Genomic DNA, 16,990 nt, shown 5'->3' on the forward strand with positions numbered 1-16,990 from the left:
CCGAGGAGTGCCGCGCCCTGCTCGGCACCCACGGTGTGGGACGGATCGCCGTCTCCACCGACGAGGGGCCGGTCATCGTCCCCGTCAACTACGGCGTCGTCGACGACGCCGTCGTCTTCCGCACCGCCCCCGGCACGACCCCCGCGCAGGCCTCCGGCCGCCGGGTGGCCTTCGAGACCGACCGGATCGACGACGCGCTGAGCCAGGGATGGAGCGTGCTGGTCCGCGGGGACGCACGGGCCGTCACGGACCCGGACGAGGCGCGCCGCCTCGACGAACGGGCGTTCAGCGAGCCCTGGGCGGGCGGCCGGCGCGAGCTGTGGATGCGGATCGAGCCGGTCGAGGTGACCGGGCGCCGCATCACGGCGTGAACCGGTGGGGCGAAGGCCGGGGCCGGTGCCCCGGCGGGGCCGGGCGGACGTACCGGTGGCGGAGCGGCACCGCGGGGGATCGGTGCCGCTCCTGACGCCAGTGTGGCGGATCGGACCACCGGGCCGCGGGTGCCGAAGGTCCCCCGACGGGGGCCGACCGGCCCCAGCGGGACGGACCACCGCCCGGGCGCCGTGGAGCGACCGTGACAGGGGCGGGCACCGGGCACGGGACCGGCCTCCCCGGGCCGGCCTGCGGCCGACGCAGCGGCCTGCGCAACCTGGCCGAACGCGCGGAGCAACCGGGCGGCGGGCTCGACGTCACCGGTTCCTCCGGTCGGGGCACCACACTGGTGTGGCACGTGCCGGTGGGGGAGCGGTAGGCGGCTTCCCCGCCGGCACCGCGGGAGGCGCCGCATCCACGGGGCCGGGCCCGTCCGGCGCCCAGGTGTGTGCCCCGCGCCCGCCGCGGGTACTCCGTGCGCGACCGCCGGCCGTGGCGGCCGTCCCGACCACGACGGCGTGGATCTCACCGTCGGTGACGGAACCGGGACGGAGCGCCGCGGTGCGGCACCCGGCATCCGTCGTGCGGGACCTCCGGGACGTGCGGCTGCCGTCGGCGGGAGGAGCGTCGAAGTGACGGGCTGGACGTGGGAGTACGAGGGGTACGACCCCGCCGACGCACGCCTGCGGGAATCGCTGTGCACCCTGGGCAACGGCTACTTCGCCACCCGGGGGGCGCTGCCGGAGTGCGCCGCGGACGAGGTGCACTACCCGGGCACCTACGTGGCCGGCTGCTACAACCGGCTCACCTCCGAGGTGTCCGGACGGCGGGTCGAGAACGAGGACGTGGTCAACCTCCCCAACTGGCTGCCGCTGCGCTTCCGGCTGCCCGGCGGGCCCTGGCTCACCCCCGACACCGCGACCGTGCTCGACCACCGGGAGACCCTGCACCTGTCCTCCGGGCTGCTGGAGCGCGGCACGCGGTACGGCCTCGGCGCGGGGCGGGCGCTGCTCGTGCGCCAGCGCCGGTTCGTGCACATGGCCGATCCGCATCTGGCCGCGCTGCGCACCGAGTTCACCGCCGAGGGCTTCTCCGGCGCCCTCGAGACCGAGGCGGCGCTCGACGGCGGTGTCACCAACGCCGGCGTGCCGCGCTACCGGGACCTGGACGGCCGCCACCTGACCCGTGTGCTCACCGGCACGGCCGCCGCGGACACCGTCTGGCTGCGCTGCCGCACCCGCACCTCCGGCGTCCGGATCGCCCTCGCCGCCCGGCTGACGTCGGGCGCGCCCACCAGGAACCGGCACGACCGCCCGCGTGCCCTCCAGACGACCCGTCTGGACCTGGCCGACGGCCGTCCCGTCACCGTCGACAAGATCGTCGCCCTGCACACCTCCCACGATCCGGCGATCAGCGACCCGCTGCACGCGGTGGTCGACCGGGTGGGCCGGGCGGGCGGCTTCGACGAGCTGCTGGAGCCGCACCTGACGGCCTGGCACCAGCTGTGGCGCCGCGCCGAGCTGGACGTGCCCGGCGAGGCGGGCCGGATCCTCCGGCTGCACCTCTTCCACGTCCTGCAGACCCTCTCGCCGCACACCGCGGACCTGGACGTGGGGGTCCCGGCCCGGGGGCTGCACGGTGAGGCCTACCGCGGCCACGTCTTCTGGGACGAGCTGTTCGTCCTGCCGTACCTCAACCTGCACTTCCCCGAGGTCTCCCGCGCGCTGCTGCACTACCGGCACCGGCGCCTGGAACGAGCCCGCGCCGCCGCCCACGACGCGGGACGCCGGGGCGCGATGTACCCCTGGCAGAGCGGCAGCGACGGCCGGGAGGAGACCCAGCAGCTGCACCTCAACCCCCGCTCCGGACGCTGGCTGCCCGACCACTCCCGCCTCCAGCACCACGTGGGGTCGGCGATCGCGTACAACGTGTGGCAGTACTGCGAGGCCAGCGGGGACGAGGAGTTCCTGCACACCAAGGGCGCCGAGATGCTGCTGCAGATCTCCCGCTTCTGGGCGGACTCGGCCACCTACGACGACCGGCTGGGCCGCCATCGCATCAAGGGCGTGGTCGGCCCGGACGAGTACCACGACGCGTACCCGGACGCGGCCGGGCCGGGCCTCGACGACAACGCCTACACCAATGTCACGGCCGCCTGGGTGCTCACCCGCACCATGGACGTGCTGCGGGACCTGCCCGAGCCGCGCCGCCGTGAACTCGACGAGCGGACCGGGCTGGACGCGGGTGAACTCGAGGAGTGGGAGGAGATCTCCCGCACCCTGCACGTCCCCTTCCACAACGGCGTCATCAGCCAGTTCGAGGGCTACGGCGAACTCGCCGAACTCGACTGGCGGGGCTACCGGCGGCGCTACGGCGACATCCGGCGGCTGGACCGGATCCTGGAGGCCGAGGGCGACACCGTCAACCGCTACCAGGCGTCCAAGCAGGCGGACGTCCTGATGCTCGGTTACCTCTTCTCGCCCACCGAGCTCCAGGGCATCTTCCGTCGGCTGGGTCTGAACCTGGACGGACGGACCTGGCGGCGCACGGTGGACCACTACCTGCACCGCACCAGCCACGGGTCCACCCTCAGCGGCCTGGTCCACGGGCGGGTCCTGGCCCGGGCCCGGCGCGCGGACGCCTGGAAGTTCTGCCAGGAGGCCCTCCAGGCGGACATCGCCGACATCCAGGGCGGCACCACCGGGGAGGGCATCCACCTCGGGGCGATGGCCGGCACCCTCGATCTCGTCCAACGCGGGCTGACCGGACTGGAGACCCGCGGCGGAGCCCTGTGGCTCGACCCGGTGCCCCTGCCGGAACTGTCCTCCTACGGCTTCACCCTGCGCTACCACGGCCACTGGGGCGTGCGGCTGCGGCTGGAGCACGGCCTGCTGGAGATCGCCGTGCCCTCCTCCGGCCGGTCGCCGATCGACGTGCACCTCCCGGACCGCACCGTCCGCCTCGAGCCGGGTGAGACGGACCGGCTGGTCCTTCCGGACTGACCCGCGGATCCGGGGCGCCGGGCCCGCCCGCGACCGCCGGACGGGGGACCGGCGGACCCGGACCGCCCCCGGCCCGGTCGTCCACCGCCGACGCCGGATCACCGGTGGAACGTGATGTACCCGTTGCCGTCCGGGGCGGAGTCGCGCGCGGCGGCCTGCGCCGGAGCGGCGGTCAGGGCGGCCGGCGCGCCCGTGGCGGCGGTGGCGACGGCGGCAGTGTGCGTGCGCGTGAACTCATCCCCCTCACGGCCCCTTCCATGAAGGCCGTGTGGCCTTCCTGTGAAGGGGCGGATCATGCGCAAAGCGGGCGCCCGTCCGGTCCGGAAACCGGACCGGACGGGCGCCCGGTGGTGCGACCGCTCAAGGGCCGACGGCTCACGCGCCGCTGGCCCGCAGCATGTCCTCGCGCTCGACGATCTTCACGCGCTCACGGCCCTGCGGCTCGCCCAGCGCCTTCTCCGCGGCGTCCAGGCGGTACCAGCCGTCCCAGGTGGTGAAGCGGATGCCGCGCTCGGCGAGGAACGCGTCCATCGCCTCCGGGCCGGGGGAGGCGGGCGTGTGCAGCCGCCCGTTCGCGTAGTCGTCCAGCAGGTTCGCCACCGTCTCGTTGGCGTCGCCCTTGGTGTGGCCGATCAGGCCCACGGGGCCGCGTCGGATCCAGCCGGTGACGTACGTGGACTGCAGGTGCTCGCCGGTCTCCTGGAGGACGCGCCCGCCCTGGTCCGGGACCGTGCCGGAGTCGAGGTCCCAGGGCAGCTTGGGCAGCTTGTCGGACAGGTAGCCCACCGCGCGGTAGACCGCGCTGACGTCCCAGTCCTTGAAGGTGCCGGTGCCCTTGACGTTGCCGGTGCCGTCGAGTTCGGTGCGCTCGGTGCGCAGACCGACGACCTTGCCGTCCTCGCCGAGGATCTCCACCGGCGACTCGAAGAAGTGCAGGAACAGCTTGTGCGGGCGGTCGCCGGTGTCGCGGATCGCCCAGTTCTCCAGGGTCTTGGCCACCATGTCGGCCTGCTTGTTGCCGCGCCGGGTGGCGATCGACCCCTCGTCGTAGTCGATGTCCTCGGGGTCGACGATCACCTCGATGCTGGGGGAGTGGTCCAGCTCCCTCAGCTCCATCGGGCTGAACTTGGCCTGCGCCGGGCCGCGGCGGCCGAACACGTGGATCTCCATGGCCTTGTTGGCCTTCAGGCCCTCGTACACGTTCGGCGGGATCTCCGTCGGCAGCAGTTCGTCCGCCGTCTTGGCGAGGATCCGGGCGACGTCGAGGGCCACGTTGCCGACGCCGAGCACGGCGACCTTCTCCGCCTCGAGCGGCCAGGTGCGCGGCACGTCGGGGTGACCGTCGTACCAGGAGACGAAGTCCGCGGCGCCGTAGGAGCCGTCGAGGTCGATGCCCGGGACGGGCAGCGCGCGGTCGGCCATGGCGCCGGTGGCGAAGATCACACCGTCGTAGAACGCGCGCAGATCGTCGAGGTGGAGGTCGGTGCCGTAGTCCACGTTGCCGAACAGGCGGACCTGCGGCTTGTCGAGCACCTGGTGGAGGGCCGTGATGATGCCCTTGATCCGCGGATGGTCGGGGGCGACGCCGTACCGGATCAGTCCGAACGGTGCCGGCATGCGCTCGAAGATGTCGATGGACACGCCCGGTTCGGCGGCCACGTCGGACTTGAGCAGGGCGTCGGCGGCGTAGATCCCGGCGGGGCCGGATCCGACGATGGCTACCCGCAGGGGGCGGGGCATGGTCAGGTTCCCTTCGAGCGATGACAAGCGACTCGCTCGAAAGCCTAAACTGAGGCATGCCTTACCTGGTACGCGGGTCCGGCCTATGGGGGCATAAGCCCGCCTTATGTCTTCTCCTCGCCGCCCTTATGACCTCGGGAGCGGCTGTTCCGTCCAGATGACCTTGCCGGCCGGCAGGTAGCGGGTGCCCCAGCGCTCGGCGAGCTGGGAGACCAGGAACAGACCCCGTCCCCCCTCGTCCGTCATGGTCGCGTACCGCAGATGCGGCGAGGTGTTGCTGCTGTCGTAGACCTCGCAGATCAGGTGGCGGTCGTGGAGCATGCGCACCTGGATGGGGGTGCCGCCGTAGCGGATGGCGTTGGTGACCAGCTCGCTCAGGATCAGCTCCGTGGTGAACGCCAGTTCCTCCAGCCCCCACTCGGTCAGCTTCCGGGCGACCGCGGCGCGCACCTCGGCGACCGCCGCCGGATCGGACGGCACCGGCCACTCGGCGATCCGGTCGGCGGGCAGTGCCCGCGTCCGCGCCACGATCAGGGCGATGTCGTCGCCGGCCCGGCCCGGGCGCCGGGACTCCAGCACGACCCGGCAGGTGTCCTCGGGGGAGTCCCCGGCCCGGGACAGGGCCTCGCGCAGCAGTTCCAGGCCCTCGTCGATGTCGTGCGCCCGGTCCTCGACGAGCCCGTCGGTGTAGAGGACGAGCCTGCTGCCCTCCGGCAGTTCCAGTTCGGCCGTCTCGAACGGCAGACCGCCGAGCCCCAGCGGGGGACCGGCGGGCACGTCCGGGAACTCCACGCTGCCGTCCGGGCGGACCAGGGCCGGCGGGGGATGACCCGCGCGGGCGACGGTGCAGTGCCGTGAGACCGGGTCGTAGACGGCGTACAGACAGGTCGCCCCGGTCACCGGGGAACTGTGCTCCTCCTGCGCCTCGTCCTGGTCGATGCGGGCGACCAGTTCGTCGAGCAGGGCGAGGAGTTCGTCGGGCGGCAGGTCCAGCGCGGAGAAGTTGTGCACCGCCGTGCGCAGCCGGCCCATCGTGGCCGCGGCGTGCAGGCCGTGGCCGACGACGTCGCCGACCACGAGCGCGACCCGGCTCCCGGACAGCGGCAGCACGTCGAACCAGTCCCCGCCCACCCCGGCCTGCGCGGGAAGGTAGCGGTAGGCGATCTCCAGGGCGGTCTGCTCCGGCAGGCTGCGCGGCAGCAGGCTGCGCTGGAGCGTCACCGCCATGCTGTGCTCGCGCGTGTAGCGGCGCGCGTTGTCGATGGAGACCGCGGCCCGGGCGACCAGCTCCTCCGCCAGCTCCTGCTCCTCGGCGTCGAACGGCTCGGGCTTCTCGGAGCGCCAGAAGCTGACCACGCCGAGCACCAGGGCGCCGGCCCGCAGCGGCACGGTGATCAGTGAGTGGATGCCGTAGTCCACGACCTGCCCGGAGCGTTCGAGGTCCTGCGCCCGCCACCCCGGGGCATCGCCGAGCCGGGGTTCCAGGACGGGCCGGCCGGTGGTGAGGCTGCGGCCCTGCGGGGAGGAGCCGATGAAGCGGATCGTCTCGTTCACGGGGTAGAGCGGGGCGTCCCCGCGGATTCCCGCCATGGCCGTACGGCGCAGCGCGCCCGCCGTGTCCGGGTGGCCGCCCGCCGGCACCGGCTCGAACAGGTCCACCGTGACGAAGTCCGCGAACCGGGGCACGGCCAGTTCGGTGAGCTCCTCGGCCGTACGGACGACGTCCAGACTCGTCCCGATGCCCACCCCGGCCTCGTAGAGCATGTTGAGCCGCTCGTGCGCCGTCTCGGCGCGGCCGGACAGGGCGCGCAGCTCCGTGGAGTCCCGGACCGTGGCGACGCTGCCGGGCGGGCCGCCCGAGCGGTCGGTGGGCCGCTGGTTGACCGCCAGCAGCCGGTCGCCCACCAGGTGCACCTCGTCCGTGGCGACCCGCCCCGAGGACAGCAGGTCGGCGGTGTCGGGGGCCAGGCCGATGTCCAGCACGTGCCTGCCCTCCCCGTCCTCGGGCAGACCGAGCAGACGGTGCGCCTCGTCGTTGGCGAGCATCAGGGTCCCGTCCCCGTCGACGATGACGACCCCCTCGCGCACCGCGTGCAGCACCGCGTCGTGGTGCTCGTACATCCGGGTCATCTCGTGCGGGCCCAGGCCGTGGGTCTGGCGCAGCAGCCGTCTGCTCAGCAGGGCCGCGCCCCCGGTGGCCAGGGCGAGCGCGACGGCCGCCGCGCCCAGCACCAGGGGAAGCTGGTTGTCGGCGGCCCCGCCGACGCGCTCGGTCGTGATGCCCGCCGACACCAGGCCCACGACGACGCCGTCGTCCTCGACCGGCACCACGGCCTGCACGAGTTCGCCGATGGTCCCCTGGATCTCCTCGACCACCGGTTCACCGGCCAGCGCGGGTTCGATGGTGCCGACGAACTGCTTGCCGATGCGGTCCGACCTGGGATGCGTGTAGCGGATGCCGTCGGTGTTCATGACGACGACGAAGTCGACGCCCGCCTGTTCACGGGCGGCCTCGGCACGGGGCTGGAGCACGGCCGTCGGGTCGGGGGAGTCGAGTGCCTCGACGATGCCGGGCGCGTGGGCGAAGGTCTCCGCCACGGCGAGCGAGAGACCGCGGGCCTCCCGCGTGGTGTCCCGCCGCACCTGCAGCACCAGTGCGACGACGGACGCCGCGACCAGCAGCAGCACGAGCACCAGCTGCAGCACGAACACCTGTCCGGCGACGCTGCGCCCGCTCAGCACCGACCGCAGTCCCGCCCCCGGATGCCACCGCGAGCGGCCGTCCCGCTCCTGTCGGCGCCGGACGGACGCCATGGCACCGGGCCGCGGGGACGACCGGGTCCTGGAGCGACCCATGAGTCGAACCATGTGCCATGTCTACACTGCCGGGCCACGCGAGGCGAGAGCGTCACCCACGGTGACCGGCGGTTCTCCCCGCCGGTCACCGCCCCCGGGCCGCGCGCGGTCCCCCTCCGCCCGCGCGCGGCCCTCCCCCGGCGCGCGGCTCGTCCCCCGGACGCCGCGCGCGTCCCATGACCGGGCCACCCCGGAACCCGGCCCGCGGGCCTCACTCGGCCAGGACGCGGGCCAGTTCCGTCGTGGCGCGGGCGATCTCGGCGTCCTGCTCGGCCAGCAGCCGGTTCAGCTCGCCGCGCCGGGCGCGCACCGCCTGCCGGGCCGCCCGCTCCCACACCACCGGGTTCTCGCGGCGGTTGAGGAGCTTGGGGTACGCGGCGGCGGTGCTCTCCCACTGCCGGGCGTCGGCGATGGCCTTGAGCAGCTGGATGATCTGGGCACGGCAGGTGACGTGCGGCAGCTGGGCCAGCTCCCAGAGGAAGGGGACCGTGGCGGCGGTCGCCTGCTCGGTGACGAAGCCGTACTGGCAGATCCGTTTCCGCAGATCGTCCAGGGCGGCCCGGGCCGTGTCGGCGTCCCCCCAGGCGATGCCGTTGAGGAGCAGGGGGATGGCCGCCGCCGATCCGGTGGAGTCCTGGATGTCGCCCCACGGCACCCGGGACAGTGCCGTGAGGGGCGTGGTCCGTGCCACTCCGGTGGGGGGAGCGTGGCGCACGAGGCGCTCGCCGCTCGGCTGTTCCGTCGAAGCGCTGCGCATGGCGTGGATGCCTTTCCGCGGCAGTCGTGTCAGGTGGACGGGCGGGTCGACAACCGGGCCCACACCGTCTTGCCCGTCGGCGGGGTGGGGATCCAGCCCCACGCCTCGGACAGGGCGTCGACGATGTCCAGCCCCCGGCCGTGCTCCTCCAGGACGGAGCCGGCCCCGGGGACGCGGACGGGCGGGTGGTCGTCGGGGTCGGAGACGGTGAGCAGCAGGTGCGCCGGTTCCAGACGGAACCCGAGCCGGACGTCCGGCGCACCCGCGCACCGCGGTATCGCGTGCGTCGCGGCGTTGGCGGTGAGCTCGACGACCACGAGGGTGGCGTCGTCGCAGCGGTGGTCGAGCGACCAGACGCGCAGGGTGTCACGGGTGAAGGACCGCGCGCGGGCGAGGCCCTCCCGGCTGCAGTCGATGCGCAGCGCGGCCGACGCGGGGCCGGCCGTCTTCGGCGGCGGCTCCCCGTACGGCGTCGGCGGGCCGTACGGGGGTGCCGGGGCCGTGCCCGGGCCACCTGTCCGTACCGCGGCCCCGGTCGGCTGCCGGGATGCTAAATGCGCAGGTGATGACACAGCATCTCCCTGATGCGACGTCAGGACGGGGCGTCAGCACGGGGGTTGACGCCCCCGCTATTATCCACGCTGACAGCGCTCGCGTGCAATTGCACGAGAAATTGCGCGAGATGCGGGGTGGGGCGAGTACAGCCGACAGGACTCGGCCTACTGCGGAGGAACGGCAGGCCCGTGCGCGGCGGGGCGTGCGAACACCAAGGAGGCTGCGGTGCCAGGAGTGCGGAACGGAGTGCGGGCCAGCCAGTTGGACGCCCGCTGGATCAAGAGCCGGCACAGCAACGCGGAGGGCAACTGCGTCGAGGTGGCCCCGCTGACCGACGGGGCGATCGCGATGCGCAACTCCCGTGATCCCGACGGACCCGCCCTGGTCTACACGGCCGCGGAGCTGGCGGCGTTCCTCGCCGGCGCGAAGGACGGCGAGTTCGACCACCTGGTCCTGCCCCCGGCGAACGGAGTACGGCTTCCCGCTTCCCCGTGACTTTTGCGTGCGGGTGCGGTGCGACAGGATGAGGTGCGATAGTGTGAATCGCCCTTGTGCCGGTCTGCTGGGAGTCAGGATGTCCGCCGCGTCGCATCGCATCTCCCGTCTGGAACCCTACCTGGACAGGTCCGAGCCGGCGCCGACTCTGCTGAAGATGCTGGTCGGTGTGCAGCTGGTCGGCTTCCGTGAGGACGCCGGGCTGGCCCAGGACCAGGCGGCCCGTGCCGTCGGTTTCAGTGCGGCGAAACTGTCCCGCATCGAGTCCGGCAAGGGCCGCCGCCCGCCGACCGAGAGCGATGTCCGGGCGCTGCTGGAGCTGTACCGCACCGACCCCTACGAGGCGTCGGTCCTGCTCAAGCTGCTGCAGCGCGCCGGGGAGCCGGGCTGGTGGCAGCGGTACGACAAGCGGCTGATGCCCGAGTGGTTCGACCGCCTGGTCGGCCTCCAGGAAGCCGCCGCCACCATCCGCACCTTCGAGATCCAGTACGTCCCCGGCCTGCTGCAGACCGCCGCGTACACCCGCGCGGTGGTCGAGCGCGGCCTGCCGCACGCCCCGGCGAGCGAGGTGCGGCGCAGGGTCGAACTGCGCATGCGCCGCGCGGAGCTGCTGCTGCGCGAGGGCGCTCCGCAGCTGTGGGCCGTCATCGACGAGTCGATCCTGCTGCGCGTTCTGGGCGGCCCCGGGGTGATGCACGAGCAGCTCGCGCACCTGGTCCGGATGGCCGAGCGGCCCAATGTGACGGTGCAGATCGTTCCGCTGGACGTGACGAACGCCTCGGCTCCCGCCATTCCGGTGACGTATCTGCGCTTCGACGGTCTCGACCTGCCCGACGTGGTCTATCTGGAGCACATCAGGAGCGCCAACTTCCTCGAGGACCGCGACGAGACGGAGGAGTACCGGATCGCCCTGGACCGCCTCGCCGACGAGGCCCTCAAGCCCCGCGAATCCGTGGAGCTGCTGCGCCGGACGATGCGGGAGCGCTACCCCGCGCCGTAGCGGCGCGGAGCAACGGGCGCCGCCGCCCGCCGGACCCCGGAGGGCGGCGGGCGGAGACGATGCCCCGGGCTACCGCGGTATCCGGCCCACGCCGCCGAACTCGATCCACTCCTGGGTGAGCTGACGGGGCGCCACCTCGGTGTCCGGACGCCAGGTGGACACCTCCACCAGACCCGGCTCCAGGATCTCCAGGCCCTCGAAGTACGACTCGACGTCCTTCTGCCGGCGCACGCGACCCCAGTGGCCCTGGGTCGCCTGGTTCATGAAGTCGGTCACGAAGGCGCGGACCTCGGGGTCCTCGCTGACCAGCTGGCACATCACCAGGAAGCTGCCGGGCGCGAGCCGTTCGCGCACCCGGCGGGCGAGGGCGAGCGGCCCGTCGGTGTCGTGGTCCGGGATGCAGTGGAACACCGAGTTGAACAGCACGCACACCGGCTCCGAGAAGTCGATCAGGCGCCGGGTCTCGGGGTGGCCGAAGATCTCGTCGGTCTCGCGCATGTCGGCCTGTATGACCACGGTGCGCTCGTCCTGCTCCAGCAGGGCGCGGCCGTGGACCAGCACCATCGGGTCGTTGTCGACGTACACCACGTGGGAGGTCGGGTCGATGCGCTGCGCGACCTGGTGGACGTTGTCCTGGGTGGGCAGACCGGAGCCGTGGTCGAGGTACTGCCGTATGCCGTACTCCTGCGTGAGGGTCCGGACCACCCGCTGGAGGAAGCGCCGGTTGTTCAGGGCCAGGCGGCGCGTGCTGGGCACCACCTTGTCGAGTTCCCCGACCGCGGCGCGGTCCGCCGCGTAGTTGTCCTTTCCGCCCAGGTAGTAGTCGTACATGCGCGCGGCCGTCGGCACGGTTGCGTCGATCTCGGTGGACAGCTGCTTACCCGTGTGCATCGTTCCCCCTGCGGAGTACCGCGCCAACTGGACTGGCCGGACAGGGAGTACATCCTAGGGAGCGGCGCGCGGCCCGTGCCAGCCCATCGGTGAACGAGGGCACGAACGAACGACGCCCCGGCCGCCCCCGCTCACGCACCGCGTCCGGACGGGCGCCGGGCGTGAACGGGCGGGGCCCGGGACGCACCCGGAGCGGTGCGAAGGGCGGTGCGAAGGGGTGAGTCCCCGCCGACGCCTGCGCGAGCGCCGGTGCCCCGCTATCGTCGGTTTCGTCCGGATGGGGCGTTCACCGCCGACGAGGCGGCGGCCGGCCCGTGCGCTCTTCGGGAGGCAGGCATGGACGACTACTACGACCTCGGCACCCACGGCCGGACCGTGACGACCTCCTCCGCCGAAGCCCAACTCTGGTTCGACCGCGGGCTGGTGTGGACGTACGCGTTCAACCACGAGGAGGCCGTCGCCTGCTTCGAGAGGGCCACCGCGGCCGATCCCGACTGCGCCATGGCCCACTGGGGCATCGCCTACGCCCTCGGACCGAACTACAACAAACCCTGGGACGCCTTCGACGGCGACGACCTCGTCCGCACCGTCGCACGCACGCACGACGCGGTGGAACGGGCGCACGAGAAGGCCGCGCGCGCCACCCCCGTCGAGCGGGCCCTCGTCGGGGCCCTGCGCGCCCGCTACCCGCAGTCACGGGCCGCGGAGGACTGCTCGGTGTGGAACGAGCCCTACGCGGACCGGATGCGCGAGGTGTACGAGAGCGCTCCCGACGACCTGGACGTGGCCACGCTCTGCGCCGACGCCCTGATGAACCTCACCCCCTGGCGGCTGTGGGACCTGAGGACCGGCCGCCCGGCCGCCGGCGCCCGCACCCTGGAGGCCAAGGCGGTGCTCGACGCCGCGCTCGCCACCGACGCCGGCGCCCGGCACCCCGGGATCCTGCACCTGTACGTCCACCTGATGGAGATGTCCCCCACGCCGGAAGCGGCCCTCACCGTCGCCGACCGACTGCGCGGAGCCGTCCCCGACGCCGGGCACCTGCTCCACATGCCCTCGCACCTGGAAGTGCTGTGCGGCGACTACCGCCGGGTCGTCTCGGACAACACCCTCGCCGTCGCCGCCGACGAGAAGTACCTCGAGCGCGCGGGCGCCATGAACTTCTACACGCTCTACCGCGCCCACAACCACCACTTCAGGATCTACGGCGCCATGTTCGCCGGCCAGTCGAAGGTCGCCCTGGACGCCGCCGCGCGGCTCGAGGCCGCCGTCCCCGAGGAACTGCTCCGGGTGCAGAGCCCGCCCATGGCCGACTGGCTCGAGGGGTTCCTCGCCATGCGCGTCCACGTCCTGATCCGCTTCGGCCGCTGGGAGGAGATCCTGGCCCTGCCGTTCCCGGCCGATCCGGAGCTCCACTGCGTGACCACCGCCATGCTCCACTACGCCCGCGGCGTCGCCCTCTCCGCGACCGGCGCGACCGACGGGGCCGAGGTCGAACGGGAGGAGTTCCGCGCGGCCGTGAGCCGGGTCCCCGGGACCCGGATGCTGTTCAACAACACCTGCCGCGACATCCTCGCCGTCGCGGCGGCGATGCTGGACGGCGAACTCGCCTACCGCAAGGGCGAGCACGACACCGCCTTCGCCGCGCTGGAGCGGGCCGTCGCACTGGACGACGGCCTGCCCTACGACGAACCCTGGGGCTGGATGCAGCCCACCCGGCACGCCTACGGCGCACTGCTGCTGGAACAGGGCCGGGTGGAGGAGGCCGAGGCGGTCTACCGCGCGGACCTCGGCCTCGACGCCACCCTGCCCCGGCCCCTGCAACACCCCGGGAACGTCTGGGCGTTGCACGGCTTCCACGAGTGCCTGCTGCGCACCGGGAGGACGGGGGAGGCCGCGATCGTGGCCCAGCAGCTCACACAGGCGGCCGCGTTGGCCGACGTACCGATCGAGGCGTCCTGCTTCTGCCGTCTGGAGACCCGTCCCGCGACGGCCGGCGGCGACCACCCCTGCCACTGAGGCGCCGCCGCGGAGCGCTCCGGCACCGGGCCCCCGCTCCACGGCGGCGCGGCCCGTGCGGCGGCTTCTCCCGGCCTCAGTCGGCCGCGGCTTCCGCCTGACGGCGAGGCCCCGACTCCACGACGGCCTGGAACGTCTTCATGCAGGAGAAGCAGTGTCGGTCCGTCGCATGCCGCCGGCGGGACTCCTCCTGCTTCTCCACTCCGCACAGCGTGGACTTCTTGTCAGGGGCGAGGACATGCCACACCGGCTCCCCCGAAGTGTCTGCACCGCACCACATCTCGTGCATTCCCAGCTCCCTCCGGGTAGGCATGGAGGCCGCTTCCATACGACCACGGCGCGGACCGGGAGGGCTCGCCCGGACGGCCACTCGGGTGAAACGCGGGGCCGGGATGCGTAGCCGCCCTCCCGGCCGGATCCTGGAGGGATGACGAAGGCGCCGATCGGGGTACACCCGCCGCTCGGTTCGGGCGGACGGCGGGTGACCGTGCACGGTGAGATCGTCGGCCTCGCGCACTCCGACCGGGACGTGGTGGAGTTCCTGCGGCGGGCGGGGCTGCCGGAGGGGGAGCGGCTGCTGGACGATCCGGCCTGGGTGAGGTGGATCGGCGGCCGGGCCCACGTCTACGACGCGGCGTGACGGGCCGAGCCCGCCGGGGGGTCTTCGACGCCCCCGGGCCGGGGCACGCCCCTGGCCGCGCAGGAGGCCGTGAAGCCTCCCGCGCAGGGCACACGCCGGAAACGGCGCCTGCGCTTCCCCGTGCCGTGGTCCCCGTCGGAGCCGATCCCGACGGGGGCCACGGCCGTTCGCCCGCCCCCGTCTCCCCCCGGTCCGCGGCGCGCGCCGGCCGGTGAACCGGCGGGCCGGCCGCGGCGCGGCTCCCCGGCTCCCCGCGGCTCCCCGGCCGGGACCGCCCGGGGAGCCGCGACCCTTCGGCCCCGGGCCGCTCCCGCGGTGGGCGGGCGTCACGACGCGGGCACGGTGCGGGCGTCCGGCCCGCACGGCCCGGTCCGGTCCGGTCCGCGCGGTGCGGCGCAGGAGACCGGTGAGATTGCCGGTCCGCACCGGACCCTTCCTCTCCGACAGTGGCACCGCCAGCCCATCGGCGGCACCCCCGGCCGGCGCACGGGCACCTTCCCACGCCGTACTCCCGTGCACCGGCCGGCCGGGCGGTCCGCCGCGACAGAGAGGACCACTCGTCGTGCACCAGCACCCCCACACCGGCACCGACGGATCGACCGCCCGGCCGCTCGCGTCCCGTGCCGGGCGGCGCAGGACCGGCCGGCTCGCCGGACTGGCCGCGGCCCTCGCCGCCGTCGTCGGCCTCACCACCCTCAGCGGCCCCGGCGCCCACGCGGCGGCGGACAACCCCTACGAGCGCGGCCCGGCGCCGACCGAGTCCAGCATCGAGGCGCTGCGCGGTCCCTACGCCGTGTCGGACATCTCCGTCTCCTCGCTCTCGGTGACCGGCTTCGGCGGAGGCACCATCTACTACCCGACCAGCACCGCCGACGGCACCTTCGGCGCGATCGCCGTGTCACCCGGCTTCACCGCCTACGAGTCCTCCATCGCCTGGCTGGGCCCGCGCCTGGCCTCCCAGGGCTTCGTGGTCTTCACCATCGACACCAACACCACCCTCGACCAGCCCGCCTCCCGCGGTGACCAACTGCTCGCCGCGCTGGACTACCTCACCCAGCGCAGCGCGGTCCGCGGCCGCGTCGACAGCAGCCGGCTCGGTGTCATGGGCCACTCCATGGGCGGCGGCGGCAGCCTCGAAGCCGCCAAGGACCGGCCCTCGCTCCAGGCCGCGATCCCGCTGACCCCCTGGAACCTCGACAAGACCTGGCCCGAGGTCAGGACCCCCACCCTGATCTTCGGGGCCGACGGCGACACGATCGCCCCGGTCGCCACGCACGCCGAGCCCCTCTACTCGGGCCTGCCGTCCTCCCTGGACCGTGCCTACCTGGAACTGAACAACGCCACCCACTTCACGCCCAACACGTCGAACACGACGATCGCGAAGTACAGCATTTCCTGGCTGAAGCGGTTCATCGACAACGACACCCGCTACGAGCAGTTCCTGTGCCCGCTGCCGCGGCCGAGCCTGACGATCGAGGAGTCCCGGGGCAACTGCCCGCACACCTCCTGACGACCGGCCGAGCCCGACGACCGGCCGAACCCGGCCGGACGACCACCCGGTGGCGGCCCGCACACGATGCGGGCCGCCACCGGCGTTGTGCGCGGGCACCGCCGCGGCCCGCCCGCCCTGGGCCGCGGCACACACCGCCCCTCCGACGGACCGTGAAAACCGCTGGTGAGGCGGTGAACGCCTCATTCCGACGGCGCGACCGCACACCTTCCGCCTTTTCTTACGCGTGAGTAAGGTCGCGGGATGACCGGACAGACGACCCCGGGATCCGCTCCGCTCCGGTACCGCCCGGGACCGGCGCGGCAGGAGATCGCCGAGCTGCTGGACGGGCTGCGCACCGACGGCGGCGTCCGCGTCGTGACCGGCGATCCCGGTTGCGGCCGCACGGCCTTCCTCGCGTTCGCCGCCCGCTCCTTCCGCGCCGGGCCGGTGTGGCACGTCCGCGCCGACCCGGCGCGGCCCGAACGGCCGCACGGCGGCCTGCGCACCCTGCTGCGCGCCGCCGGCCGCTCCGTGCGCCTGCCCGGCGACGGTACGGCGGGCGAGGTGCTGCTCGGCGTCCTGCGCGCGGCGGCGGCCGCGTCCCCTCTCCTGGTGTGCGTGGACGACGTGCACCGGTGGGACGCCGCGTCGCGCGCCGCGCTGGGAGACGCGGCCGCACGGGTGCACGCGACGGGTGGCCGGGTGGGGCTGCTGCTCAGCGTGCCCGGACACCGGCCCGTCGACCGGGAGACGGCGGGACTGCCCGTGTGGCGCCTCGCCCCGCTCACGCCCGGGGACGCGGCGGCCCTGGTCGACGAGGCGACGGGGGGTACCGTCGACCCGGCCGTGCGCGAGGAGTTGGTGACGGAGGCGGAGGGCAACCCCGCGCTGCTGCTGGCGCTGGTCCGCCACCTGTCGCCCGCCCAGCTCCGCGGCCGTCGCGCGCTGCCCCGGCCGCTGGCCGGCGCGGAGGTCCTCGCCGGGGTCGCCGGCGGGTGCCTGACCGGTGTGCCGCCGGACCACGCCGACCTGCTCCTGGCGACGGCCGCCGCCGTGCGGGCGAGCGGGGAGCCGGACGCCGACGCGGGCCTCGTACGACGAGCGGCCGGGATCCTCGGGGGACGGGCGGCCGTACCGGCTCCGGGAACCGCCCCGCTCGCCGGAGCGCGGG

General features: G+C 73.8%; 13 protein-coding genes and 1 pseudogene. 9 read left to right on the plus strand and 5 right to left on the minus strand.

The features are described from left to right. The 3 genes from B7L92_RS00020 to B7L92_RS00025 form a co-directional block, all read left to right on the plus strand. The coding region (locus tag B7L92_RS00020) for a pyridoxamine 5'-phosphate oxidase family protein (protein WP_143626204.1) at positions 1-371 on the plus strand (371 nt) is incomplete at its 5' end. A 203-nt stretch (positions 372-574) separates the two neighbouring features. Further along, the gene (locus B7L92_RS40470; protein ID WP_159460983.1) at positions 575-751 is read left to right on the plus strand and encodes a hypothetical protein; all 177 of its coding nucleotides are present in this window, start codon (positions 575-577) and stop codon (positions 749-751) included. 253 nt (positions 752-1,004) lie between these two features. Then, positions 1,005-3,374 (plus strand): glycoside hydrolase family 65 protein, encoded by a 2,370-nt coding sequence (locus tag B7L92_RS00025; RefSeq protein ID WP_081235459.1) that lies wholly within the window; start codon positions 1,005-1,007, stop codon positions 3,372-3,374. Between the two features lie 375 nt (positions 3,375-3,749). Here B7L92_RS00025 and B7L92_RS00035 read toward each other — a convergent pair whose 3' ends face one another. The 4 genes from B7L92_RS00035 to B7L92_RS00050 all read right to left on the minus strand — a co-directional run bounded on the left by B7L92_RS00035 (position 3,750) and on the right by B7L92_RS00050 (position 9,299). Continuing rightward, complete coding sequence (locus B7L92_RS00035; RefSeq protein WP_004979369.1) at positions 3,750-5,114, minus strand: FAD-dependent oxidoreductase; 1,365 nt, start codon at positions 5,112-5,114, stop codon at positions 3,750-3,752. 126 nt (positions 5,115-5,240) lie between these two features. After that, on the minus strand, positions 5,241-7,928 hold the full coding sequence (locus B7L92_RS00040; RefSeq protein ID WP_438363904.1) for a SpoIIE family protein phosphatase: 2,688 nt from the start codon (positions 7,926-7,928) through the stop codon (positions 5,241-5,243). 253 nt (positions 7,929-8,181) lie between these two features. Next, complete coding sequence (locus B7L92_RS00045) at positions 8,182-8,727, minus strand: hypothetical protein (RefSeq protein ID WP_081235462.1); 546 nt, start codon at positions 8,725-8,727, stop codon at positions 8,182-8,184. 29 nt (positions 8,728-8,756) lie between these two features. Continuing rightward, complete coding sequence (locus tag B7L92_RS00050; RefSeq protein WP_081235463.1) at positions 8,757-9,299, minus strand: ATP-binding protein; 543 nt, start codon at positions 9,297-9,299, stop codon at positions 8,757-8,759. Between the two features lie 208 nt (positions 9,300-9,507). Between B7L92_RS00050 and B7L92_RS00055 the strand changes: the two genes are divergently transcribed. Together B7L92_RS00055 and B7L92_RS00060 are read left to right on the plus strand one after the other, a co-directional pair. Beyond that, entirely contained in the window at positions 9,508-9,777 is a 270-nt protein-coding gene (locus tag B7L92_RS00055; protein ID WP_081235464.1) for a DUF397 domain-containing protein, read from the plus strand. A 79-nt stretch (positions 9,778-9,856) separates the two neighbouring features. Then, the gene (locus B7L92_RS00060; protein WP_081235465.1) at positions 9,857-10,777 is read left to right on the plus strand and encodes a helix-turn-helix domain-containing protein; all 921 of its coding nucleotides are present in this window, start codon (positions 9,857-9,859) and stop codon (positions 10,775-10,777) included. Between the two features lie 69 nt (positions 10,778-10,846). Here B7L92_RS00060 and B7L92_RS00065 read toward each other — a convergent pair whose 3' ends face one another. After that, positions 10,847-11,668 carry an SAM-dependent methyltransferase gene (locus B7L92_RS00065; protein ID WP_081235466.1) on the minus strand — a complete coding sequence of 274 codons (822 nt, stop codon included), beginning with the start codon at positions 11,666-11,668 and terminating at the stop codon, positions 10,847-10,849. 336 nt (positions 11,669-12,004) lie between these two features. On the opposite strand from B7L92_RS00065, the gene B7L92_RS00070 reads away from it, so the two are divergent. The 4 genes and pseudogenes from B7L92_RS00070 to B7L92_RS00090 all read left to right on the plus strand — a co-directional run. Next, entirely contained in the window at positions 12,005-13,687 is a 1,683-nt protein-coding gene (locus B7L92_RS00070) for a tetratricopeptide repeat protein (RefSeq protein ID WP_081235467.1), read from the plus strand. 427 nt (positions 13,688-14,114) lie between these two features. After that, a complete protein-coding gene (locus B7L92_RS00080; RefSeq protein WP_081235469.1) occupies positions 14,115-14,327 on the plus strand; it encodes a hypothetical protein in 213 nt (70 codons plus the stop codon). Between the two features lie 562 nt (positions 14,328-14,889). Then, a complete protein-coding gene (gene bdeA, locus B7L92_RS00085; protein WP_081235470.1) occupies positions 14,890-15,837 on the plus strand; it encodes a bis(hydroxyethyl) terephthalate hydrolase in 948 nt (315 codons plus the stop codon). Positions 15,838-16,080: 243 nt separating this feature from the next. Next, positions 16,081-16,990, plus strand: a pseudogene (locus B7L92_RS00090) (ATP-binding protein); the annotation flags it as partial.

Origin of the sequence: Streptomyces viridosporus (genome assembly GCF_002078235.1) — a bacterium.
GTDB classification, from domain to species: domain Bacteria; phylum Actinomycetota; class Actinomycetes; order Streptomycetales; family Streptomycetaceae; genus Streptomyces; species Streptomyces viridosporus.

Bases quoted from the DNA above. Each gene is read 5' to 3' on its own strand.
- B7L92_RS00035 (WP_004979369.1), bottom strand. From the start codon at position 5,114: ATGCCCCGCCCCCTGCGGGTAGCCATCGTCGGATCCGGCCCCGCCGGG.
- B7L92_RS00060 (WP_081235465.1), top strand. From the start codon at position 9,857: ATGTCCGCCGCGTCGCATCGCATCTCCCGTCTGGAACCCTACCTGGAC.
- B7L92_RS00070 (WP_081235467.1), top strand. From the start codon at position 12,005: ATGGACGACTACTACGACCTCGGCACCCACGGCCGGACCGTGACGACC.
- B7L92_RS00065 (WP_081235466.1), bottom strand. From the start codon at position 11,668: ATGCACACGGGTAAGCAGCTGTCCACCGAGATCGACGCAACCGTGCCG.
- B7L92_RS00080 (WP_081235469.1), top strand. From the start codon at position 14,115: ATGACGAAGGCGCCGATCGGGGTACACCCGCCGCTCGGTTCGGGCGGA.
- B7L92_RS00040 (WP_438363904.1), bottom strand. From the start codon at position 7,928: ATGGCGTCCGTCCGGCGCCGACAGGAGCGGGACGGCCGCTCGCGGTGG.
- B7L92_RS00045 (WP_081235462.1), bottom strand. From the start codon at position 8,727: ATGCGCAGCGCTTCGACGGAACAGCCGAGCGGCGAGCGCCTCGTGCGC.